The following is a 21,832-nucleotide window of genomic DNA, read 5'->3' on the forward strand; positions in this document are numbered from 1 at the left end:
AATGACCCCTGACATCCAACAAATAAAACAGCGCTTTGGCATTATTGGGCACAACCCTTTGCTGAATAGAGCATTGGAAATTGCAAAACAGGTAGCTCCAACAGATATGTCTGTTTTAGTTACTGGGGAAAGCGGTTCGGGTAAGGAGGTAATGCCTCAAATTATCCATCAATTTTCGCATCGCAAACACAACCCCTACATTGCTGTTAACTGTGGAGCTATCCCAGAAGGCACAATAGATTCAGAGCTTTTTGGCCACGAAAAAGGATCCTTTACCGGAGCAACCGACTCTAGAAAAGGTTACTTCGAAGAAGCCAATGGAGGTTCTATTTTCTTGGATGAAGTGGCCGAACTGCCGCTACAAACTCAAGTACGTTTATTAAGAGTTTTAGAAACGGGTGAATACCTTAGAGTAGGTTCTTCGAAAGTGCATAAAACCGATGTTAGAATTATTGCAGCTACCAATGTTAATATGGAGCAAGCAGTAAAAAACGGGAGCTTTAGAGAGGATTTATTCTACCGTTTAAACTCGGTTCCAATAGAAATTCCGCCCTTGCGCAAACGAGGAGAAGACATCTATTTGTTATTTAGAAAATTTTCAGCTGACTTTGCTGACAAGTATAAAATGCCTCCGGTACAGCTTACCGAGGATGCCAAAGAAATTTTAATGCGCTACAGCTGGCCGGGAAATATAAGGCAACTTAAAAACGTTACAGAACAAATTTCTATCCTGGAACCCACCCGAGAAGTGGATAGCCAGACGATGACCAAATACCTTCCGCCGGCTTTTAAAAAGCAAGTTCCAGTAGTTTATAAAGACGAGAAAAAGAATCAAGAATCTTTTTCGGAAAGGGAAATACTCTATAAGGTTTTATTCGATCTAAAAAATGAGTTGAGCGAATTAAAACAGCTGGTTATGCGCGGCAACATGACGGGTAATCAGGATTATAGCGGAGCCGGAGCAGTAAGTTATTACGACAATAGCAGCTACGAAACTTCGGATCAGTTAAATCCACCGCCCCCACTGCAATTACCTCCAAAAAAGAGCGAGGATTTTGATATTCACGAGGAAGTGGAGGAAAATTACAGTATTGCAGAAACCGAAAAAGACCTGATTAAGAAAGCCCTGGCAAAGCATAATAACAAAAGAAAAAGTGCGGCCAAGGAGCTAGGAATTTCGGAGCGAACCCTTTACCGAAAAATTAAAGAGTACGATTTAAACTAATGAGGATACTACAAATCGCATTTTTTGGCCTAGTCGTTCTTTGCTTAAACAGTTGCAGGGTTTCTTATTCCTTTTCGGGGGCAGACATTCCGGCGGAAGCAGAAACATTTTCCGTAGACTATTTCACCAGTACCGCTGCCTTGGTATCTCCAAATTTTAACCAACAATTTACCGAGGCCCTTAAAGATTTGTTACTCGCTCAAACGCCTTTAGATATCGTGCGAAGCAACGGAGACATTATGTTTTCGGGTACCATAGTAAAATACGAAACCCGTCCCGTAGCAGCCCAAGGAAACCAAACTGCGGCACTGGATAGATTTACCATAGAAGTAGAAGTTTCTTATATAAATAGGATAGAACCTGATAAAAATTTTGAAAAACGTTTCTCAAGATTCGTAGATTTCGAATCGCAACGAAATTTTAGTGACGTTGAAGAAGGATTAGCGCAAGAAATAACCGAGCAACTAATCCAAGAAATTTTTAATGCCTCGGTTGGTAATTGGTAATATGGACAAGTCGAGATTTAACGAGCTTTTAAGTAACCCAAAGGACATCAGTAGTGATGACTTAAATGCATTGGAGGAAAGTCTAGAACGTTTCCCCTACTTCTCACTTGGCCACATGTTACTTTTAAAAGGCAAGGCGAAATTTTCTACGGATGATAACGGCCGGGAAGTTAACGATCACTCCATTTTTGTTAACGATCGATTTGTACTTCAACAGTTTTTACTCAACGATTTCCCAGAACCTGAAAAGGAAACAGAAGAATTAGATTTTGTAATTCCGAAGGATAGCAGAGGTAATCAAACCACTGAGCAAATTGAAAGCCAGCAGTTAGAAGAGGAAACGGAAGAGGATAACAATTGGGAAGCCGATATATATTACTTCGATCCCAACACCGACAAAAAAGCGGAAACCAGAAAGGAAATATCCAACTGGCAGAGTAAAGATTCCAACCTAGATGAGGATGAAGAATCTGACCAAGATGAAGAAATCATTCAAGTTACTGATCCCTACGAGAGCCGCGAATTTGAAACCAGACTTGCTAGAGATCAAGAGGGTGAAAAGGAAAAGAATGAACCTTTTGCTCTATCTGGAATAGAATCTATTGAGCCCAAATCGCAAGTCGAGGAGAACAAAAAACAAGGAGAAGAATTAGACTATATTCCTGAACCTCCTACGAAAAAGGAGAACCAAAGGGAGCAAATTCCCAATCAAGATTTAGAAGATTTATCTCTTTGGAAAAGCAAACTGGAGTTGGCCGATGAGGAAGAAGAAATTGCGATTACCGGCACTACAGAAACGGTAGAATTTACCGCGCCAAGTGAAAAAAGTGAAGCTAAGGAAAAGGAAGAGTTTACAGATATTAATGAGGAAGCTCCAGGTAAAAAATCGAGTTCGCCGTGGACGAGCAAGCTGGATCTAGAGGAGGATGACGAAGAAATAACCGTTACGGGAGGCCTAAACACAGATGAAACTGTGGAAAGCCCTTCCGACGAAGAAGTCGCAAAAGAATCGGCAAACGAGGAGTTAATAATTGAAACTTCTGCTACCAAATCTCAAATGGATGAGGTAGATCCAGAAACCCACATTACTTCACTCTCAGACGACATAGAAGAAAACCAAGAATTTGGATTTTCATTGGGAACTTGGGAGGAAGGAAAAGAAGAGCAGGTGGGTTCTCTGTCCTTTTCATCGAGTGGATTTGATGGCAATGTAGATGAAATTGAATCTCAAGAAGATTTCGAAGAACCAAGCCAAAAAACTACCCCTAAAAGTAAAGAAACTAAAGACGACGAAGCCGAAAAGGAAACCAAGTTCCTCAACGATCTTTTAGCGGCAGAGGTAGCAAATGCTGTGCAACTAAAGAGCGCTGCTGATTTTGATATCGAATCAAATATAGAGGACAACGCAGTTCAAAAGGAACATGTTGAGCATAGCGCTGAGTTACAAGAAACAGAAGAGGTTAAAGATAGCCCTGAGACCACGGCACAAAAAAATTTCACCGGAGGTGAGAGCAAGCCATTTAGCTTAGCCGACTGGTTAGCGGCTCAAGAGCCTGTAAGCCAGGAAACTTCCTCTCATACCGAAAGTAAGCAGGAGCCGGAAGAAAATATAGCACCAGATAAAGCTATTGCCAAGGAGGAAAAAGAGACTACTAAAGAAAAGGACAAAGAGGAGTCTAAACCACAAACCAAGGCCACCAATCCACCCAAAAAGGACAAGGAAAACAAGGCAAGCAATAAGGTTTCCGATAAAAAAGAGACGAGCAAAAGCGAGGAAGGAGTTAGCGAAAAAGCAGAAATAAAGGAGGATAAAGAGCCTGCCAAACAAGAAGGCAAAGACAAATCTGAGATTATCGAAAGCTTCATAGCAACTAATCCAACCATAAGTAAACCCAAGAAACAAGAGATGTTTAATCCCATTAATGTTGGGAAAAGAAGCATAGAAGATAACGAGAGTTATGTAACCGAAACCCTGGCAAAGATTTACGCTGGACAAGGGGAAATAGAAAAGGCGATTCGCACCTACAATATTTTAGCCTTGAATTATCCCGAAAAAAGCAGTTACTTTGCCGACCAAATTTCTGAATTAAAAGAAAAATCTAAGGCATGAACACCGCCATTTTCATTCTAATCATCCTAGCATGTTTACTGCTAGCGCTTATTATTCTAATTCAAAATCCTAAAGGGGGTGGATTAGATTCGAGCTTTGGATCAGCAAGCCAGCTGGGCGGAGTTCAAAAAACAACCGACTTTTTAGAGAAAGCCACTTGGGGACTAGCGATTTTTATCGTGGTTTTAAGTTTAGTAGCTTCAATGAACACTGGATCTGGCGACGGAGTAACCGGTGGAGATGAAACCTACAGAGACGAGCTACCTCAAGCTCCAGTTCAGGAGTAAGCTTCTACATAAAAAATTGATAAAAAATGTCAGTGTGTCAGCGATGCACTGACATTTTTTTTTGCGCTTAGGTCAAATTTTCCATTTTTCAGAATTGGCACGAAGCGTGCAATAGGTGGGTTGTTTGAAATTAAACTTAAACATCAATAATTATGTCAGTAAACGTTAAACCACTAAGCGACCGTGTTTTGGTTGAGCCAGCAGTTGCAGAAGAGAAAACTGCGGGAGGAATTATTATTCCAGATACAGCAAAAGAAAAACCACAAAAAGGTAAAATCGTTGCTGTAGGTAATGGAAAAAAAGATGAGCCTATCACCGTTAAAGTGGGCGACAGTGTGCTTTATGGTAAGTATGCTGGTACCGAAATTAACATCGAAGGGAAAGATTATTTAATCATGCGCGAATCTGACATTTTCGCAATTGTCTAAGTCCATTTAACTAGTACGAACAAGTAAATAAGAAATTATTATGGCTTCTAAGGAAATCTATTTTAATCTAGACGCAAGAGATCGTCTAAAAAAAGGAGTTGACGCATTAGCTGATGCAGTTAAAGTAACGCTTGGTCCAAAAGGACGTAACGTAGTTATTGACAAAAAATTCGGTGCACCATCTATCACTAAAGACGGTGTTTCTGTAGCAAAAGAAATTGAGCTTAAAGACCCAGTAGAAAACATGGGAGCTCAAATGCTTAAAGAAGTAGCTTCTAAAACTGCAGATGTTGCCGGAGACGGAACTACTACTGCTACGGTATTAGCACAAGCTATTGTAACTGCAGGTCTTAAGAACGTTGCAGCTGGAGCTAACCCAATGGATCTTAAGCGCGGAATAGACAAAGCTGTTACTGCGGTAGTTGCTGAGTTAAAAAAGCGTTCTAAGGAAGTTGGTGACGACTTTAGCAAAATTGAGCAAGTAGCTACTATTTCTGCTAACAACGATGCTACAATTGGTAAGCTTATCGCTGAGGCAATGCAGAAAGTGAAAAAAGAAGGTGTAATTACTGTAGAAGAAGCAAAAGGTACCGATACTACTGTTGAGATCGTAGAAGGTATGCAGTTCGACAGAGGTTACCTTTCTCCATACTTTGTTACCAACTCTGAGAAAATGGTAACTGAGTTAGAGAATCCATACATCCTAATCTTCGACAAGAAGATTTCTGCGATGAAGGATCTACTTCCTATCCTTGAAAAATCAGTGCAAACTGGTAAGCCGCTATTAATTATTGCAGAGGACATCGAAGGAGAAGCTTTAGCTACTTTAGTAGTAAACAAAATCCGTGGTTCATTAAAAATCGCTGCTGTTAAGGCTCCAGGATTCGGAGACAGAAGAAAAGCGATGTTAGAAGATATCGCTATCCTAACTGGTGGTACTGTAATTTCTGAAGAGCGTGGATACAAGCTTGAAAACGCAGAGCTGGACATGCTTGGTACTGCAGAAAAAATCACTATCGATAAAGACAACACTACCATCGTAAACGGAAGTGGAGATAAGGAGCAAATTACTGCTAGAGTAAACCAAATTAAAGCTCAAATCGAGTCTACTACTTCAGACTACGATAAAGAAAAACTTCAAGAGCGTTTAGCTAAACTTGCTGGAGGTGTTGCTGTACTATATGTTGGAGCAGCTTCAGAAGTTGAAATGAAAGAGAAGAAAGACCGCGTAGACGATGCATTACACGCTACTCGTGCTGCGGTTGAAGAAGGAATCATCCCAGGTGGTGGTACTGCTTTCATTAGAGTACAAGCTGTCTTAGACGCACTTAAAGGAGATAACGAAGACGAAACAACTGGTATTGCTATCGTAAGACGTGCAATTGAAGAGCCACTTCGTCAGATTGTTGAAAATGCGGGTCAAGAAGGATCTATCGTTGTACAAAAAGTACGCGAAGGAAAAGACGACTTCGGTTACAACGCTAGACTAGAAACATTCGAAAACCTGTACGAAGCAGGAGTAATCGATCCTACTAAAGTTGCTCGTGTTGCATTAGAAAATGCCGCTTCTATTTCAGGAATGCTTTTAACTACCGAATGCGTAATTGCTGAGGAAGAAGAAGAAGCTCCAATGGGCGGTGGCGGACATCCAGGAATGGGTGGTGGAATGCCAGGAATGATGTAATCAATCTTCATTCATTATATAAAAACCCCGGCGATTTCGTCGGGGTTTTTTTTGTGCCATAAACAAAGCATGTAGGTTAGATACATTGCTCTAACCAAATTCTAAACTGTTGGAATCTCGAAAAAATACGACTTAGATGGAATTGGACTGATTTCAATTAATATATATAATGACCTAGCTTAGTTTTTCATTTATTTAAACTATCTAAGATTGCCGCATTAGAAAAAACCACACTAACTTGACCCATAGGAATCCATCTAGACCTATTTCAGGCAATTTATACACAATCGTTTCAGGGCTCAAAACCCGCCGTATAACCTACATTTTAAACCGCTTATCCTAGATTTAAAGTAAACAAACGTTAATATTCGCTATGATTTCGAATGGATTTTCTTTAGTTTTAGGCAGTTTTGGATTTTTGACCCTCGTTTAAAATCCAACTTTTAACAATTGAGTAAAAGTTTAAATCAAAAACAACAATCTATGAAAAAGCAATCAGCATTATTGTTGATCTGTTCTTTCCTACTGAGTGTCCAGCTTTGGGCTCAGGAAAGAACCATTCGGGGGACGGTAATCTCCGCCGATGACCAAACGCCCTTACCAGGGGTATCCGTCAGGATAGCAGAAAATGAATCAGTAGGTACGATTACCGACATCGACGGTAAGTACGAACTGAAAGTAGGATCCGATGCTACCGCCCTCATCTTCTCTTTCGTTGGATTTGAAAGAAAGAAAGTAGCCATTGGTGCCGAAAACACTATTAATGTTTCTTTACGTACCAGCTCACTCGACCTAAACGAGGTAGTAGTAACAGCCAACGCAATTGTTCGTGAGAAGAAAGAGCTTGGTTACGCAGTTACTACTATTGACGGTGAAGAAACAACCAAAGCAAGGGACGCGAACGTTCTTAACACCATGGCAGGAAAAGTTCCTGGAGTGCGTGTTACCAGTCAGTCGGGTTCTCTTGGGGGTGGTGCTAAAATCATTATCCGTGGAGCAACTTCGCTTTCGGGTAATAACCAGCCACTGTTTGTAGTAGATGGTAACCCACTTTCTAACTCCGGATTTAACGGAACTCGTAACGACATTATTACGGGAGGTGTAGACGTTGGTAACCGTGCTGCAGACATTAACCCAGATGATATCGAAAGCATCTCGGTTCTTAAAGGTGCAGCTGCAACCGTACTATACGGTTCTCGTGCTAAGAACGGGGCCATCATCATTACCACTAAATCAGGGAAGAGTTTAAAGGGATCTGGCAAGAAAACAGCTGTTACTTTAAACTCTTCTGTGCGTTTTGACAATCCGTTGAGACTTCCTGATTTCCAAAATGAGTACGCTCAGGGGGATCAAGGAAACTATGACGCGCAGAACTTTGCCAATGGTTGGGGGCCAAAAATTAATGGGCAAAGAGTATTAGATTGGAAAGGTGACTCTACTAATTTAAGAGCTTATCCAGATAACGTAAAGAACTTTTACGAAACAGGAGCTACTTATATTAATAGTGTTTCTCTTTCACAGGGTGATGAAAACGGTGATTTCCGCTTTGGTTACACCAACCTTTCTCAGTCTGGTATTATTCCAAACTCTAGTTTAGAACGTAATACATTTACTATTAACTCGGGAAGACAGCTTACAGAAAAACTGCACATGCAAGTTGCTGGTAGTTATATCAACACTGTAACCGAGGGTAACGCTAGACAAGGGGGGAATAACCCTTCTACCACCATCGCATTAATCAATGGACTTCCGAGAACCATTTCTCAGGAAGAATTACAAAACAACGTAGTGGATGAGTTCGGTAACCCCTATGGATTAGATGGTAACAGAACCATAAACAACCCATACTGGGTAACTGCTCACAACAATACCCTTAACGATGTAGATCGTTTTTACGGTAACGCAACTTTAAATTACAAGTTTAGCGATAACGTATCGGCTACGTACCGTTTAGCAAATGACTTCTATAGCGACGTTCGCGAAAACGTAATGCGTAAAGGAACTTTGGGTAGAGTAAACGGAGAATATGAAGTAAGAGACATTTTCTACAACTCCATTAACTCCGAGTTGATGTTAAACGTATCCAAGCAACTTAATGAAGATTTTAAATTCGACGGGTTATTTGGACATAACGTTAACCAGAGAAGTGTAAATTCTACGCGTATCCAGGGTGCTGACCTATTAGCAAAAGATCTATACACTTATGCAAACGCACAGAGTATTTCTAATACCTCTGACTCTGAGTTGAGAAGACTATATGGATTATTCGCTCAGTTAAGATTTGGTTACAAGGATTACTTATTCTTGGAATTAACAGGAAGAAACGACTGGTCTTCTACCCTTCCGGTAGATAACAGATCTTACTTCTACCCTGGTGCTTCTGCATCTTTCATGTTCTCTGAAATTCTTCCAGAAAGCACTAAAGAGTGGTTATTCTCAGGTAAGTTAAGAGCGAACATTGCAGCTGTAGGTTCTGATGAGGATCCATACAGATTGAACTTCTTCTTTACTCCACTTTCAGATGCATTTACCCAGTTTGTACCTAACCTGCTTTACCCACACAACGGTAGACCAGCGTTTGCTGCAACCAACACCATTCCTAACGCTAATCTTAAGCCACAGCGTCAGATTACTAAGGAATTTGGTACGGAGTTAATCTTCTTCGGAGGTAGATTAAGAACGGACATTAACTACTACAACATCCAAACTAAAGACCAAATCGTTCAATTAACAGTTCCTCAGTCTACAGGATTTAACCTTAAAACTGTAAACGCAGGAACCATCCAAAACGAGGGTATCGAAATCTTACTTTCTGGTATTCCGGTACAATTGGATAACGGATTTACTTGGACATCTACCTTTAACTTTGGATCGAACAAGCAAATTGTAAAAGAGCTTGCACCGGGTCTTGAGGAGTACACCTTAACTTCAGGATTTAGTGGTCTACAAATTAAAGCTGAAGAAGGAGAAGAATTCGGTCTTTACGGTGGTGGTTACGTAAGATCTCCAAACGGAGATGTAGTAATCGATGAGACTACTGGATTAAGACAATTCGAATCTGGAGTTCGTTTAGGAGATATTTACCCAGACTGGACTTTAGGTATCAACAACGAATTTAGCTACAAAGGTGTTACCGCTTCTTTCCTTATCGACATTAGAAAAGGTGGAGTAATTTACTCTAACACTGTACAAGATTTACGCTTCTCTGGTTTAGCGGCAGAAACTGCTGAAAACGGAAGAGCTGACTTTGTTGATGAAGGAGTAAACGTTGTTAGAGACGGAAGTGGTGCTATCACTGGATACAAGCCAAATGAAACAAGTGTTTCTGCACAAGACTACTGGCAACAAATTTCTAACAACAGTTTAGCAGAGCCATCTACTTACGCAGCTGACTTTGTGAAACTAAGAGAACTTAAAATTGGTTACAACCTTCCAAAAAGATGGATAGCTAATAGCCCATTTGCATCAGTATCAATAGGTATCGAAGGAAGAAACTTATGGTTAATTGATAGTGAGGTTCCTCACATCGATCCTGAGGTAAACTTCTTCGGAACTAGCTTAACTGGTGAAGGGGTAGAGTTTGCTTCTGTACCTAGTACAAGAACTATTGGATTTAACCTACGTGTAACCCTTTAAAACCGATTTACAACAATGAAACTGAATAAAACATTTATAGGCATCTTACTATTGAGCACCATGGCTCTAGTAAGCTGTAAAAAGGATTGGTTAGACGTTAACCAAGATCCTGAGACAACCAGCAATGTAGATCCAGAATTCTTGATTTACACGGCTCAATCTGAATACGCTACCAACAGAACCACAGAGATCGGATTATCGGGATCTATGTGGACCCAATTATGGGCCTCAGGTGCTTCTGCATCCGTATTTAGAAATCCGGAGCGTTACATTTTCTCTGTATTTACTACAGGTAACACTTGGAGAAACCACTATCCAAACTCTCAGAAAAACCTGAAGTTTGCTATTGACATCGCAGAAAATCCAGAGAGTGGACCTGCTAAACCAAACATCGCGGCACAAGCCAAGGTGATGCGTGCACTTATTTTCTACACAACTACCATGTTGTGGGGCGATGTGCCATATTCACAAGCAATTAATTCAGACATCGATGCTCCTAAATTCGATAGACAAGAGGACATCTTAAATGGCCTACTTGGAGAATTAGATGCTGCAATTGCCCAGTTTGATCCAAACGATGTAAACGTGGCGAACGACCACTATTTTGCAGGAAATGTACCAAAGTGGATTGCATTTGCTAAATCACTTAAGTTTAGAATCTTGATGACTATGGTTGATTCAGATCCTTCTAAGCAAAGTGAAATTCAAGCAATGCTAGCGGAAGGTGGAATGATTTCATCCAATGCTGAAGCTGCAGAATATGGATTCTACAACGAGTCTGGACACTACAATCCAAACTGGAACGTACTAAACACCTTTGCTGGTGGTCAGAACCTATTCTATTTTGCTTCTGAAGTAACTGTAGAAACTATGAAGAAGTACAACGATCCTAGATTGAACATTTACTTCTTCCCTGGAAACGACACTACTGGAATTAGAGGTGTTGAGCCTGGTACATCTGGAGACTACGACAAGGATGCTAGAATTAGCCTTAACGTTGTACGTCCTGACGCACCAGAGCGCGTATTTACATACACAGAGCAGCTGTTCTTGGAAGCAGAAGCTGAATTTAGATTTGGATCTGCGGTAAATGCAGATGCAAAAATGCGCGCTGCGATCACTAACTCTATGCAATACTGGGGTGTAGACCAAACGGCTATTGATGCTTACTTGGTAACCCTTCCAAACTTAGCTACTCAAACTCCAGCACAAGGACTTCAGTTAATAGCTGAGCAACACTGGATTGCTTCTATTGACAAGCCTATTGAAGCTTGGACGAACTGGAGAAGATTGGAGTTCCCAGCTCTTTCTCTACCGGATGGAGCAACATTAGGAGATATTGTTAGAAGGCTTCCTTATCCACCAGATGAGGTAAACTCTAACCCTAACGCTCCAACGCAACCATCTCTTGATACTAAGATGTGGTTCGATAAATAAACCTTAAAAGGAGGCTTCGGCCTCCTTTTTGCATTTAACCCCAGGCAGTTAAACTGTCTGGGGTTTTGTGTTTTGGGGTTTATTAAAATGCTAGTAAGCATTTCATAAGCCAATAAGCACAACTCTTGCGTGCGTACTCCAAGAGACTCTTCTATCTTTCACATGGCTGACTTACAAATCCAGCAGCGCCGTGCGGTGGGGTTTAGCGAGCAGCCCCCTACATCCAAGACAAATAGAACAGTCAGAATTTCAATAGATATAGTTATGTTTGGAATAACCCTATGAAATATACCGACCCCAGCGGGTACATTATTGAACCGGAAGCCGTAGAAAGAGATCCTGTTGTTATTAATAATGGAGGTTCACATAACAACTTCGGCTTCGGACATAGAAACATCTACAATCCAATGGATTCTTATAATTGGTATGGTAGTCATGGATGGAATGTGAGCTGGGAACCAACCAGATGGGTACCACCACCCCCTCCACCAGAAAACAAAGACGAGAGTAAGGATAAGGATAGCGAAGTGGAAGCTCCAACTGAAATCCAAAACTTTTACATTGGAAATCCCAATGCCAATGTGGCTCACCTAAGATTTTTGTTGCAATATTTCGAATTTGAGGGTGGAGAGTTTTACATAACCTTTGGAACCAAATTTCATGCTGAGGGTGTAGTGCAGACAGAGGTTGAGCGAGGTGGGGGGAATACAATTTCAGGAATTCCGTCTGACATTTCAGGGGGTGGCTCTATTGTTACTACAGAAGTTGGTTTGGCTGCGGATTTGACTATTAAAGAAATGGCCAAAAAAGCCCCTCAATCTTTGAAAGTTATTTCTAAAGTTTCGAATGGAGGAGGTGGTGTTTTAGGTGCTTTTGATAATGGTATTCAAACTTATAATGATTATCAGAATGGTAATTATGGTAGAGCTACTCTAAACGGTGCGCAAGGAGCAGCATATTTAACTGGGACAGTAATGTTATTTACTCCTTTGGCTCCATTAGGTGGAGCAATTTTACTTGGCACAACGATAAGTGATTGGATACAGTCTGGTGTGGAGTATGGAACAGGGATTGAAAACTATTAAGTATGCTTTTAAACTTGTTTAAATATCACCTTTCGTATGTCTATTTTATGAAAGGGTTGTATAGAAAAAGAAATGCTGATAATACAACAAATGCGGGCGTTTTAGGTGTTTTTCTTATAGTGTTTAATTTACACTCTGTAATTGTTTTGTTAGAATGCTTTACAGGCGTAAATGTTGGGCTGTTGGAATTTTGGAAACCAAGTGATACTCCGAAAGTTGGAATGGGATATATTGGAGGCTTTTCTTTAGCTGTAGCTTACCTGTTGGGTATTGGTTTTGTGAAAAAAAATACCTCAGAAAAGGAAAGGCGTTTGATTTTGAAAAATATTGTGAGCCAAGGTAGACGTAAGCTTACAAGTGTTTTTTACACATTGTTTAGTGTATTACTTTTCTTATTTACAATATTACTATTGATAATCACTATCATTCCCGATGGAGGAATTAAATAAGCCGAAAAAAGCTCGAGCAATCGGGCTTTTTTGCTTTTACAGTGCTGCTACATTTATTAGAAAGAAGTCTTTAAACTTCTTTTTATTAGGCATTTAATCAATAAGTTTAAATATGGTGGCTCTATCTTCTTCAAGGAGCCGTTGAATTAGGTGCATTAAATCCCAAAGTTTACAGTTTAAAACCTTTCACTGGGCTGGATTACAAATCCAGCAGCGCCATGCGTTGGGGTTTGGGTTACCTTTATGTCAACTTGAAAAAAAACATACCATTTAATTGATATAATGGGGTTAAGACAAGTAAACTCCCAACATAATGGAAGGGCCAATTTTAAGAAGGGTTTGTATCTGTATATGATTTAAAAAAGCCGTAAATTTACTTATATGGCAAGTGTAGATAAGATCCGATACGAAATAATTGAAAAGATAATGTCCATAGAGAACAAGGCTTTTTTAGAGGCCTTGGATCAACTAATTGCTACATCTCAACAAAATGAAAATGTTTATCCGTTAAACGAATTCCAAAAGCAGCTTCTACTGATGAGTGAAGAGGATATTAAATACGGATCTACTATTACCCAAGAAGAACTTCTCAAGCGAAAAAAACAATGGCTAAACGACAAGTAGTTTGGACCCAAACTGCGGATATTCAATTAACCATTGTACTAGAGTATTGGGTAAACAGAACCCAAAGTGTAACTTTTTCTAGGAAATTATTACATAAGGTTACGGAAAGAACCCTTCAAATTGCAGAAAAACCTCAGATGTATCGTAAAGCTGGGTTAGAAAACATACGAGTTGCCAGCATGGGGAATTACAGCATTTATTATAAGCACTCGGACAAAGAATTAATCGTACTTGCCTTTTGGGATAACCGTCAAGATTCCAAAGAACTATTGCATCTCCTGAAACGGTGATGCCTTCCAACCAACCTTTCATATGGCTGGATTACAAATCCACCAGCACTGTGCGGTGAGCTCAGATTATTTTCGATTCTTTACCACTAATGCAAAACAAAAAACCCCAGACTTGCGCCTGGGGTTTGATATCATTAGGGGATGTTTTTAACTTAAAAGCTTGCGAACTACCGCAGAGATCTCTTTTCCATCGGCTTTTCCTGCCAACTTTTTACTGGCTACTCCCATTACTTTACCCATTTCAGAGGCCTGGCTTACGCCCAGATCCTTAATAATGGTTTTAAGTTCGGTTTCTAGCTCTTCTGCTGACATTTTTGCTGGTAAATAAGCTTCGATTACCTCGGCCTGCAACATCTCTTCTTGGTACTGTTCCTCGCGGTTTTGTTCCTTGAAGATTTCGGCGGCTTCCATTCTTTGTTTGTGAAGCTTTTGTAGAATTTTCATTCCCGTTGCTTCATCAACATCTCCGCTACCGTCTTTAGTAGCTTCTAATAATAAAGCCGACTTTATAGCGCGAAGGGCTGCAAGCTTATCCTTCTCCTTGGCCTTCATGGCCGTTTTTATATCCTCGTTTATCTGTGCAGTTAAACTCATTCTAATCTACGTTATCGTGTAAAAAGCTGTTGTCGCTGTTTAGGTAATTGTCTTTATCTAACGATAGGCGAGAGCTTTCATCGTCTTCGCTTTCTACGTTTTTAAACTTAAAATTAGCTCTAACGTAAGCTGGCTCTTTTTCTAACTCCGCCAATCCACCTGGAGTACGCATGCGATCTGACATATCTTTAATCTTCGCAATGCGCTTTTCTATTTTCTCGGTTTCAATTGCCATGGTTTTGCGATCTCCAGAAAACAAATCGATTTGCGGTTGCGCATCGTCTTTATTTTCCTCTTTATGCGCTCTATTTACCGGTGCATTATAGTTGTTTTCAACTACTTCTTCTTGCTCCTGCTTAAACTGCTTATTCGCCTCTACCTGGTGTGTATTATTATCCTCCGTTTCATCTTCATCCTCATCTAAAAGTATGTAGGTCTTTTTCTGAGGAGCTGGCTCTTCTTGCCGAGGGGTTTGCATAGTATTTTGCTCATTGGAACGCAGCTCTGGTTTGCTTCCAAAGGCAGAAAAACGCATAGCTTGAGGCTCTTCCTCGGTTGCAGGCTGCTCTGCTCTGGCATTTACCTCTTCCTCTGGTTTAGATGCAATAGGCTGTTCTTGTGGAGCTGGTTGCTGCTCGGTCTTTTCCTCTACTGGTTTAGAAACTAAAAATGGCTCGGCTTCCTGCTCTTCTTCCTGCACTGGATTGGGTGCATTAGATGTTTCGAAAGGATTGGAAATTTTCTTTCCAACCGGCTTAATGTCTTCTTCTAAATCTCTGTATTGTTTTACCTCTTCTCTGTTAGGATTATTGATGTCGCTATTGGCATTAAATCCAGTAGCAATAACCGTTACAGAAATTTTATCTCCAAGTTCTTCGTCTATCGCGTAACCCCAGATTACATCTGCGGTAGAACCTGCAGCTTCTTGGATGTAATCGGTAATAGTAGAGATTTCATCCATCATGATCTCTTGGTTACCGTAGGTAATGTTAAGCAGTACAAACTGAGCACCAGAGATATCGTTATCGTTAAGAAGTGGTGATTCAAGTGCACATTCAACGGCTTTAAGCGCACGACCTTCTCCTTCTGCAAGTCCCGATCCCATGATCGCCACACCAGAGTTTTTCATAACGGTTTGAACATCGTTCATATCCACGTTAATTTCTCCAGTGATGGAAACTACTTCTGCAATTCCTTTTGCAGCGGTAGTTAATACATCGTCGGCTTTTGCAAAAGCTTCTTTAAGCGAAAGGTTTCCATAAACCTCTCTAAGTTTATCGTTTTGGATTACCAGAAGGGTATCAACAGCATTGCGCATTTGTTCCAATCCACGTGCCGCTTGATCTCTTCTTTTTCTTCCTTCGAAATTAAAAGGAATGGTAACAATTCCCACCGTTAAAATCCCCATTTCTCTTGCAGCCTGTGCAATAACAGGTGCTGCACCGGTACCTGTACCGCCACCCATACCGGCGGTAATGAATACCATGGTTGTATTTTTCTCAAGGATTTCCTTAACGTCGTCTATACTCTCGATAGCCGCGTTCTTTCCAACATCAGGAATAGAACCCGCACCTCTACCTTCGGTTAAGCTGGCTCCCAATTGTAATTTAACTGGAACCGGACTTTTATCCAACGACTGAGAATCGGTGTTACAAATCATAAAATCCACACCTTGTATACCCCGTTGGTACATGTGGTTTACTGCGTTAGATCCTCCGCCTCCTACTCCAATTACCTTGATAATTGAGCTGTGGTCTTTTGGTAAATCAAATTTCATCATAACGGATTGGTATTATGGTTTGTATGGATTTTAATTTTCCTCGTCGAGGATTTTAATTGCGTTATTAAATATGGTTTTAAAGAAATTTCCTTTTCTAGCTTTAGAATGGTACTTAACAGTGTTGTTGTAAACCGCGCTATCAGGGTTTGCAGATTGTTTACCATTAAATCCTTTCATAACAAGTCCAACACCTGTTGCGTGCGATGGGCTACCAATGCTATCATCGAATGATTTTCCGAGGTGCATATTTGGGTAACCAATTCGCGTATCAAAACCTGTTTTGTATTCAAACAATTGCTTGATATGCTTTAACTGAGAACCACCTCCGGTAACGACTATTCCAGCAATTAGTTGGTCTTGCAACTTGCTGTTTTTGATTTCGTAGTAGATATGGTCGATGATCTCCTCCATTCTACACTGCACAATTCCCGCCAAATTTTTTACCGAAATCTCCTTAGAGGGTCTGTTTTGCAAGCCAGGAATACAAACAATTTCATTCTCCTGGCTCTCATCTTGCAGGGCAGACCCAAACTTAACTTTCAGCTTTTCGGCCTGGTTTTTAAGAATGGCACATCCCGACTTAATGTCTTCTGTAATTACGTTACCACCGAATGGAATTACAGCTGAGTGACGAATAATTCCATCGTGGAAAATGGCAACATCCGTAGTTCCACCACCAATATCTACCAGCACCACTCCTGCCTCTTTTTCTTCTTTGGTAAGCACCGCATCTGCCGAAGCAAGAGGCTCTAAAACAATCTCCTCTAGTTTTAATCCAGCCTTGTCTATACAGCGATTTATGTTCTTAGCTGCTGCAACCTGCCCGATAATAACATGGAAATTAGCCTCGAGTCGGCGACCATACATCCCAACAGGATCTTTAATTCCTTGCTCGTGATCCACGATATATTCCTGAGGTAAGGCGTGTAGAATTTCTTCTCCTGGAAGAGTTACTAGCTTATACATATCATCGATAAGCCTATCTACATCGTCTTGTGTAATTTCTTCTTCGTACGAGTTAAGCGTTATTTGACCGCGGTGCTGGTAACTTTTAATGTGCTGGCCCGCAATTCCAACCACCACATTTCTAATGTTTACCTGAGCTTTTTTCTCCGCTAAAGCAACAGCCTCCTCAATAGATTGCACAGCTTGTGCAATATTGGAAACAACCCCACGAGAAACTCCAAGGGATTCGGTTTTACCCATCCCTACGATTTCTATTTTCCCAAACTCATTTTTGCGACCAACGATACACGCAATTTTGGTAGTACCGATATCTAAGCCAACTACGATTTCCTCTTGTTCCATGGTCTATTTTTTAGTGCAGACAACCTGATCCTTAAACTTTAAACTAACTTTTTGGTACCTATTCCAGCCTTTGTACGAAAGACCTTGTAGGTAGAATATTTTTAGGTTTTCGAATTTGGTTTCCGACTCGGAGTCATCTCCAAATTCAATAATATGATTTCCCACCCTTGGCACGAACTCAAACTCCTGATTTTCATTAACATACAATTGTTGAAGTTGCGCTTTTAAAAACTCATCTTCATCAATCTGCTTGGCCAACTTATATATGGAAGCTAATAATGGCGCAGCTTCCAGCGATTTATCTTTTAAATATTTCCGAGAAATATTTCCATTTACGGTTAGTACCCTCGCCGTAAAATTTTTGGATAACGGCATAATTTCACCCTCAGCATTAAGGTAAAATCCATTGCCATCTGGGTAAATAATGCGGGCCAAAGGCTTTTTTTGTTTCAACTTAACGTGGATATCCCCTCGAATACTGGTATAAACTTTTACGTGTTTTACGTGTGGAATTTCTAAAAGCAATTGCTCCAAGGCGTAGAAATCTATTTCAGAAATGGGTTTTCCTATTAGATTTTCATTCCTACTTAGAATTTTGGTTTCCACATCGCGCTTGGTAATAAATGAAAGGCCCTCGCGTGGATCTACCTGCACCTTAATGGCATTACACGCCAATTCGCTGTGCTTTTTGGCGTTGAAAGCCAAAATAAGCACAAGAACGAGCGGCATAAGCACCCAAGTTGCTACTATTTTAATCCACGGTTTTTTCATCTATTCCTGTGTTCCTTCCATTATTTTTTTCACCGGATCTACCATTTTAGAGATATCGCCAGCTCCTGCTAATACCAGTACATCTCCATCGAATTTAGCTGCGTAATGCAGCAAATCGAAGGGGGCAATACAAGCTTTATCTTCACAATTAATTTTCTCCAGTAAAGCCTCAGAACACACTCCTGGAATGGGCTCTTCGCGGGCTGGATATATGGGTAGTAGAAGTACTTTAGTGAAAGCACTTAATTGTTCGGCAAACTCATTTAAAAAGTCGCGAGTTCTCGAGTATAAATGCGGCTGGAAAACAAGCGTAATCTTTTTGCCTGGATACAATTCCTTTAGCGCAGATCCCAGAGCTGCTAATTCGTTGGGATGGTGCGCATAGTCGTCAATCAACACCCCGTTAACGCCTTGGTAAATGGCTTCGAATCTTCTTTTAACCCCTGCATAAGTTTCCATAGCGGTTGAAATTTTTTGGTTGGTAATTCCATACATAACAGCCATGGAGCAGGCCGCCAATGCATTCTCGGTATTGTACTTACCAGGCATAAGCCAAGTAAATTGGATCTGATTATTCTGAATTTTAAGCTTTACTTCTACTTTGCCTTCAACTATAGCTCTTGATTGTATAGCGTATACATCGGAGGGATAGTGTTTTGCGTCTTTCTTTTTTAATTCCTCACCAACCTGCTGGTGTAGCAACAATTCATCTGAAACGCTATTCGCGAATTGATGGAATGCATCGTAAAACGCATCGGAATTGGAATAAATATCCAGGTGATCGGGATCTACAGAGGTAATAACCGCCCATTTTGGCGATAGGTGTAAGAAACTTCTATCGAATTCGTCGGCCTCTACAATAAGCACCTCGGGATTATCATCCATAATAATATTAGACCCGTAGTTTGCAGAAATCCCACCTATAAAAGCAAGCACCCTATAACCAGCCGACTTAAAAATATGAGCGGTAATAGAGGTAGTGGTGGTTTTACCATGCGTACCAGCAATAGCAACGGTTGGAATTTCTTTCGAAAGCCAACCCAATACTTCGCTTCGTTTAAAAATGGGTAATCCCAAGCTTCTAAACTGCGCTAGGCGTTTTAAGTCTTTTGGTACTGCAGGGGTATAAATAACCGCTGTTTCATCTATTAACCAACTTCCGGGCAAGGCATCTTCGCTATCGGTAAAGGTTACTGGTATCCCTTTAGATTTTAACAAATCAGTGGTATCAGACTCGAACCTATCGTAACCTGCAACCTGCAATCCTTTAGCCGCATAATATTGTGCCAAGGCAGACATACCTATTCCTCCAATTCCGAGGAAATACAAGTTTTTATATGTCTGACCGTCTTTATGCATGACTTAATTCTGCTATAATTTTTACAATATCCTGCGTGGCATTAGGCTTAGCCATTCCCTTCATGGCTACTTCTAAAGCAACCCTATCCTCTGGGTTTTGAGCCAACTTTAGTACCTCGGGAATTAGTTTGTTAATCTCTTTTTGCTCCACCAAAACCGCAGCATTCTTGTTTATAAGTGCCTGAGCATTTTTTAATTGGTGATTTTCTGCCACAAAGGGCGATGGAACAAACACACAGGCTTTTCCTAAATACTGTAATTCCGAAATGGCTATTGCTCCAGCTCTACTCACCACAATATCCGCTGCAGCGTAGGCTGTAGCCATATCTTCTATAAATTCTTCTATTCTTAATGAGTGGTTATGCTCCGATAACTTTTGCAGTTCGGCTGCATGTTTATTCCAGAAAATCTTACCGGTTTGCCAAAACAGACATAGATTGGCATCGGTAATGCCACCGAATTCTTCTAAAAGCAATTCGTTAATAGCTCCCGCCCCTAGCGATCCTCCAACTACTAGTACCATTTGCTTTTTGGGGTCCATGCCCAAAGCTTCTTTAGCACTATCGCGAGTAAGTTCTGTTTTAAGCTGCTTTCTTACCGGATTTCCAGTTTGAATTGCAATACCGTCAGGAAAGAAATTGGCAGCCTCATCGTAAGCAGTGCATACTTTAGCCACCCTTTTTGCCAACAACTTATTGGTTAGCCCTGCAAAAGAATTTTGCTCTTGCAATACACAGGGCACACCCATTTTAGATGCTACAAATAACAAGGGACCCGAAGCATATCCACCTACCCCAACGGCCACATCGGGATTAAAGGACCGCACAATTCTTTTCGCTTTTTGCAAGCTGGATATTACCCTAAATGGGAATTTCAAGTTCTCAAAACTCAAGCTTCGTTGTAGCCCTCTGATGTTCAACCCCTCTATCTTATATCCTGCTTTAGGAACTTTTTCCATTTCCATTTTCCCTTCCGCACCTACAAATAGGATATCGCATTGGGGATATTGCGACTTTATTTCATCTGCAATAGCAATGGCTGGGAAAATATGCCCCCCAGTTCCTCCTCCGCTTATGATAACCCTACGCAACTCCATACTCTTTCTTGAATTGGTTTTTAGATGGGTTATCCTCGTCGTACACCGAACGAGAAACACTTAAAATCATTCCAATGGCCAAACAAGTAAACAGGGTAGATGTCCCCCCTAAACTCACTAGTGGTAAGGGTTGCCCAGTTACAGGTATAACATTGGTAGCCACCGCCATATTGGTTAGCGCCTGAAATACAATAAGCATGCTGAGGCCCGTAACTACATAGGCACCGAAAGGTTTCTCGCAGCGCGTGGCTATTTTAATACTTCTAAGTAATAGGATGAGGTAGAGCAATACCAGACCAACACCACCAATAATAGAGCCATACTCTTCTATTATAAAGGCATAGATCATATCGGAATATGGGTGAGGAAGGAAGTTTCTACTGGCTCCCTTACCGGGACCGTTGGGCAGCAAACCTCCATTAGCTATTGCGTACTTGGCGTGTTCCACCTGGTAATTGGTTTCGGATTTAGCCGAACCAAAATTTTCAATTCTACTTTTCCAAGTTGCCATCCTGGGTAGTACATCGGGATAGGAACCCGCAATTTGGATGAGCATAAAAAATCCAACTCCAGCAGAGATTACTAATACAGATAATTGTTTTAATGGAACCCCTGCGATAAACATGAGTAAAAAACAAACCGCCCCCAAAAGGGCTGCAGTGGAGAAGTTAGCAGGAAGGATTAAGCCACAAATTAAAGCAACTGCCCCCGATGCTGGAATTAATACTCGTCGATAATCCTCTATAAACTCCTTGCGCATAGCTAGCATTCTAGACAAGAAGACTATGAGCACGATTTTAGCTAAATCGGAAGTTTGAAAAGATTGGTTAATACCTGGAATAATCAACCATCTATTCGCATTGTTAATACTACTTCCCTTAAGTAGGGTAAACAGCAGTAAACCAGCACTTAACCACATTAAAAGCACTGATATTTTTGAAAAATAGGTAAAGCGAACTCTGTGTATAACATACATAAGCGCAAAGCCCACCAACATGATTATCCCGTGTTTAAGGATAATTTGTTCTGGGAGTCCATCTCTTTGCTTAAAGGCCAAAGCCGACACCGAGCTGTATACCGCCAAAATGGATATAATGGCTAGGCAGCAGCTTAGCAGCCAGATTTTTTTATCGCCCTGTATGTTCTTAAATAGTTCGCTCATT

Annotated in this window: 19 protein-coding genes; 12 read left to right on the forward strand and 7 right to left on the reverse strand. The window is 40.8% G+C overall.

Annotated features, from left to right (window positions below):
* Window position 1: 1 nt before the first annotated feature.
* The 12 genes from FRX97_RS06500 (at window position 2) to FRX97_RS06555 (ending at window position 13,761) form a co-directional block, all read left to right on the forward strand.
* Window positions 2-1,225: a sigma-54 interaction domain-containing protein gene (locus FRX97_RS06500; RefSeq protein ID WP_147014381.1), complete on the forward strand. Its 1,224-nt coding sequence runs from the start codon at window positions 2-4 to the stop codon at window positions 1,223-1,225.
* On the forward strand, window positions 1,225-1,731 hold the full coding sequence (lptE, locus tag FRX97_RS06505) for an LPS assembly lipoprotein LptE (RefSeq protein WP_147014382.1): 507 nt from the start codon (window positions 1,225-1,227) through the stop codon (window positions 1,729-1,731). The genes FRX97_RS06500 and lptE overlap by 1 nt, the downstream gene beginning before the upstream one ends.
* A gap of 1 nt (window position 1,732) precedes the next feature.
* Window positions 1,733-3,841 (forward strand): hypothetical protein, encoded by a 2,109-nt coding sequence (locus FRX97_RS06510; RefSeq protein ID WP_170227054.1) that lies wholly within the window; start codon window positions 1,733-1,735, stop codon window positions 3,839-3,841.
* Window positions 3,838-4,128: a preprotein translocase subunit SecG gene (gene secG, locus FRX97_RS06515; protein ID WP_147014384.1), complete on the forward strand. Its 291-nt coding sequence runs from the start codon at window positions 3,838-3,840 to the stop codon at window positions 4,126-4,128. Before FRX97_RS06510 ends, secG begins: the two co-directional genes overlap by 4 nt.
* Window positions 4,129-4,280: 152 nt before the next feature.
* Window positions 4,281-4,556, forward strand: coding sequence for a co-chaperone GroES (locus tag FRX97_RS06520; protein ID WP_147014385.1), 276 nt, complete (start codon window positions 4,281-4,283; stop codon window positions 4,554-4,556).
* Window positions 4,557-4,596: 40 nt separating this feature from the next.
* Window positions 4,597-6,240, forward strand: coding sequence for a chaperonin GroEL (gene groL, locus FRX97_RS06525; protein WP_147014386.1), 1,644 nt, complete (start codon window positions 4,597-4,599; stop codon window positions 6,238-6,240).
* Between the two features lie 483 nt (window positions 6,241-6,723).
* Window positions 6,724-9,876, forward strand: a complete 3,153-nt coding sequence (locus tag FRX97_RS06530; protein ID WP_147014387.1) for a SusC/RagA family TonB-linked outer membrane protein — start codon at window positions 6,724-6,726, stop codon at window positions 9,874-9,876.
* A 15-nt stretch (window positions 9,877-9,891) separates the two neighbouring features.
* Complete coding sequence (locus tag FRX97_RS06535; protein ID WP_147014388.1) at window positions 9,892-11,313, forward strand: SusD/RagB family nutrient-binding outer membrane lipoprotein; 1,422 nt, start codon at window positions 9,892-9,894, stop codon at window positions 11,311-11,313.
* A 281-nt stretch (window positions 11,314-11,594) separates the two neighbouring features.
* Window positions 11,595-12,398, forward strand: coding sequence for a hypothetical protein (locus FRX97_RS06540; protein WP_147014389.1), 804 nt, complete (start codon window positions 11,595-11,597; stop codon window positions 12,396-12,398).
* A gap of 47 nt (window positions 12,399-12,445) precedes the next feature.
* Entirely contained in the window at window positions 12,446-12,847 is a 402-nt protein-coding gene (locus FRX97_RS06545; RefSeq protein WP_147014390.1) for a hypothetical protein, read from the forward strand.
* Window positions 12,848-13,228: 381 nt separating this feature from the next.
* Window positions 13,229-13,471 carry a hypothetical protein gene (locus FRX97_RS06550; protein WP_147014391.1) on the forward strand — a complete coding sequence of 81 codons (243 nt, stop codon included), beginning with the start codon at window positions 13,229-13,231 and terminating at the stop codon, window positions 13,469-13,471.
* The gene (locus FRX97_RS06555; RefSeq protein ID WP_147014392.1) at window positions 13,453-13,761 is read left to right on the forward strand and encodes a type II toxin-antitoxin system RelE/ParE family toxin; all 309 of its coding nucleotides are present in this window, start codon (window positions 13,453-13,455) and stop codon (window positions 13,759-13,761) included. Before FRX97_RS06550 ends, FRX97_RS06555 begins: the two co-directional genes overlap by 19 nt.
* Before the next feature lie 147 nt (window positions 13,762-13,908).
* Here FRX97_RS06555 and FRX97_RS06560 read toward each other — a convergent pair whose 3' ends face one another.
* The 7 genes from FRX97_RS06560 to FRX97_RS06590 are packed head-to-tail and all read right to left on the reverse strand — an operon-like array spanning window position 13,909 to window position 21,831.
* On the reverse strand, window positions 13,909-14,355 hold the full coding sequence (locus FRX97_RS06560; RefSeq protein ID WP_147014393.1) for a GatB/YqeY domain-containing protein: 447 nt from the start codon (window positions 14,353-14,355) through the stop codon (window positions 13,909-13,911).
* A gap of 1 nt (window position 14,356) precedes the next feature.
* Window positions 14,357-16,132: a cell division protein FtsZ gene (gene ftsZ, locus FRX97_RS06565; protein ID WP_147014394.1), complete on the reverse strand. Its 1,776-nt coding sequence runs from the start codon at window positions 16,130-16,132 to the stop codon at window positions 14,357-14,359.
* 33 nt (window positions 16,133-16,165) lie between these two features.
* Window positions 16,166-17,443, reverse strand: a complete 1,278-nt coding sequence (ftsA, locus tag FRX97_RS06570) for a cell division protein FtsA (RefSeq protein WP_147014395.1) — start codon at window positions 17,441-17,443, stop codon at window positions 16,166-16,168.
* 3 nt (window positions 17,444-17,446) lie between these two features.
* On the reverse strand, window positions 17,447-18,214 hold the full coding sequence (locus FRX97_RS06575; protein WP_147014396.1) for a cell division protein FtsQ/DivIB: 768 nt from the start codon (window positions 18,212-18,214) through the stop codon (window positions 17,447-17,449).
* The gene (gene murC / locus FRX97_RS06580) at window positions 18,215-19,573 is read right to left on the reverse strand and encodes a UDP-N-acetylmuramate--L-alanine ligase (protein ID WP_147014397.1); all 1,359 of its coding nucleotides are present in this window, start codon (window positions 19,571-19,573) and stop codon (window positions 18,215-18,217) included.
* On the reverse strand, window positions 19,566-20,669 hold the full coding sequence (gene murG, locus FRX97_RS06585) for an undecaprenyldiphospho-muramoylpentapeptide beta-N-acetylglucosaminyltransferase (RefSeq protein ID WP_147014398.1): 1,104 nt from the start codon (window positions 20,667-20,669) through the stop codon (window positions 19,566-19,568). The genes murC and murG overlap by 8 nt, the downstream gene beginning before the upstream one ends.
* On the reverse strand, window positions 20,656-21,831 hold the full coding sequence (locus FRX97_RS06590) for an FtsW/RodA/SpoVE family cell cycle protein (RefSeq protein WP_147014399.1): 1,176 nt from the start codon (window positions 21,829-21,831) through the stop codon (window positions 20,656-20,658). Before FRX97_RS06590 ends, murG begins: the two co-directional genes overlap by 14 nt.
* Window position 21,832 lies beyond the last annotated feature (1 nt).

The sequence above is a fragment of the Luteibaculum oceani genome (assembly GCF_007995015.1).
GTDB classification, from domain to species: domain Bacteria; phylum Bacteroidota; class Bacteroidia; order Flavobacteriales_D; family Luteibaculaceae; genus Luteibaculum; species Luteibaculum oceani.

What these genes read in the sequence shown, in the direction of transcription:
- lptE (WP_147014382.1), top strand. Translation starts at nt 1,225, where the DNA reads ATGAGGATACTACAAATCGCATTTTTTGGCCTAGTCGTTCTTTGCTTA.
- FRX97_RS06530 (WP_147014387.1), top strand. Translation starts at nt 6,724, where the DNA reads ATGAAAAAGCAATCAGCATTATTGTTGATCTGTTCTTTCCTACTGAGT.
- FRX97_RS06575 (WP_147014396.1), bottom strand. Translation starts at nt 18,214, where the DNA reads ATGAAAAAACCGTGGATTAAAATAGTAGCAACTTGGGTGCTTATGCCG.
- FRX97_RS06555 (WP_147014392.1), top strand. Translation starts at nt 13,453, where the DNA reads ATGGCTAAACGACAAGTAGTTTGGACCCAAACTGCGGATATTCAATTA.
- FRX97_RS06540 (WP_147014389.1), top strand. Translation starts at nt 11,595, where the DNA reads ATGAAATATACCGACCCCAGCGGGTACATTATTGAACCGGAAGCCGTA.
- groL (WP_147014386.1), top strand. Translation starts at nt 4,597, where the DNA reads ATGGCTTCTAAGGAAATCTATTTTAATCTAGACGCAAGAGATCGTCTA.
- FRX97_RS06560 (WP_147014393.1), bottom strand. Translation starts at nt 14,355, where the DNA reads ATGAGTTTAACTGCACAGATAAACGAGGATATAAAAACGGCCATGAAG.
- FRX97_RS06520 (WP_147014385.1), top strand. Translation starts at nt 4,281, where the DNA reads ATGTCAGTAAACGTTAAACCACTAAGCGACCGTGTTTTGGTTGAGCCA.
- murC (WP_147014397.1), bottom strand. Translation starts at nt 19,573, where the DNA reads ATGCATAAAGACGGTCAGACATATAAAAACTTGTATTTCCTCGGAATT.
- FRX97_RS06590 (WP_147014399.1), bottom strand. Translation starts at nt 21,831, where the DNA reads ATGAGCGAACTATTTAAGAACATACAGGGCGATAAAAAAATCTGGCTG.
- secG (WP_147014384.1), top strand. Translation starts at nt 3,838, where the DNA reads ATGAACACCGCCATTTTCATTCTAATCATCCTAGCATGTTTACTGCTA.
- FRX97_RS06535 (WP_147014388.1), top strand. Translation starts at nt 9,892, where the DNA reads ATGAAACTGAATAAAACATTTATAGGCATCTTACTATTGAGCACCATG.
- ftsZ (WP_147014394.1), bottom strand. Translation starts at nt 16,132, where the DNA reads ATGAAATTTGATTTACCAAAAGACCACAGCTCAATTATCAAGGTAATT.
- murG (WP_147014398.1), bottom strand. Translation starts at nt 20,669, where the DNA reads ATGGAGTTGCGTAGGGTTATCATAAGCGGAGGAGGAACTGGGGGGCAT.
- FRX97_RS06550 (WP_147014391.1), top strand. Translation starts at nt 13,229, where the DNA reads ATGGCAAGTGTAGATAAGATCCGATACGAAATAATTGAAAAGATAATG.
- FRX97_RS06510 (WP_170227054.1), top strand. Translation starts at nt 1,733, where the DNA reads ATGGACAAGTCGAGATTTAACGAGCTTTTAAGTAACCCAAAGGACATC.
- ftsA (WP_147014395.1), bottom strand. Translation starts at nt 17,443, where the DNA reads ATGGAACAAGAGGAAATCGTAGTTGGCTTAGATATCGGTACTACCAAA.
- FRX97_RS06500 (WP_147014381.1), top strand. Translation starts at nt 2, where the DNA reads ATGACCCCTGACATCCAACAAATAAAACAGCGCTTTGGCATTATTGGG.
- FRX97_RS06545 (WP_147014390.1), top strand. Translation starts at nt 12,446, where the DNA reads ATGAAAGGGTTGTATAGAAAAAGAAATGCTGATAATACAACAAATGCG.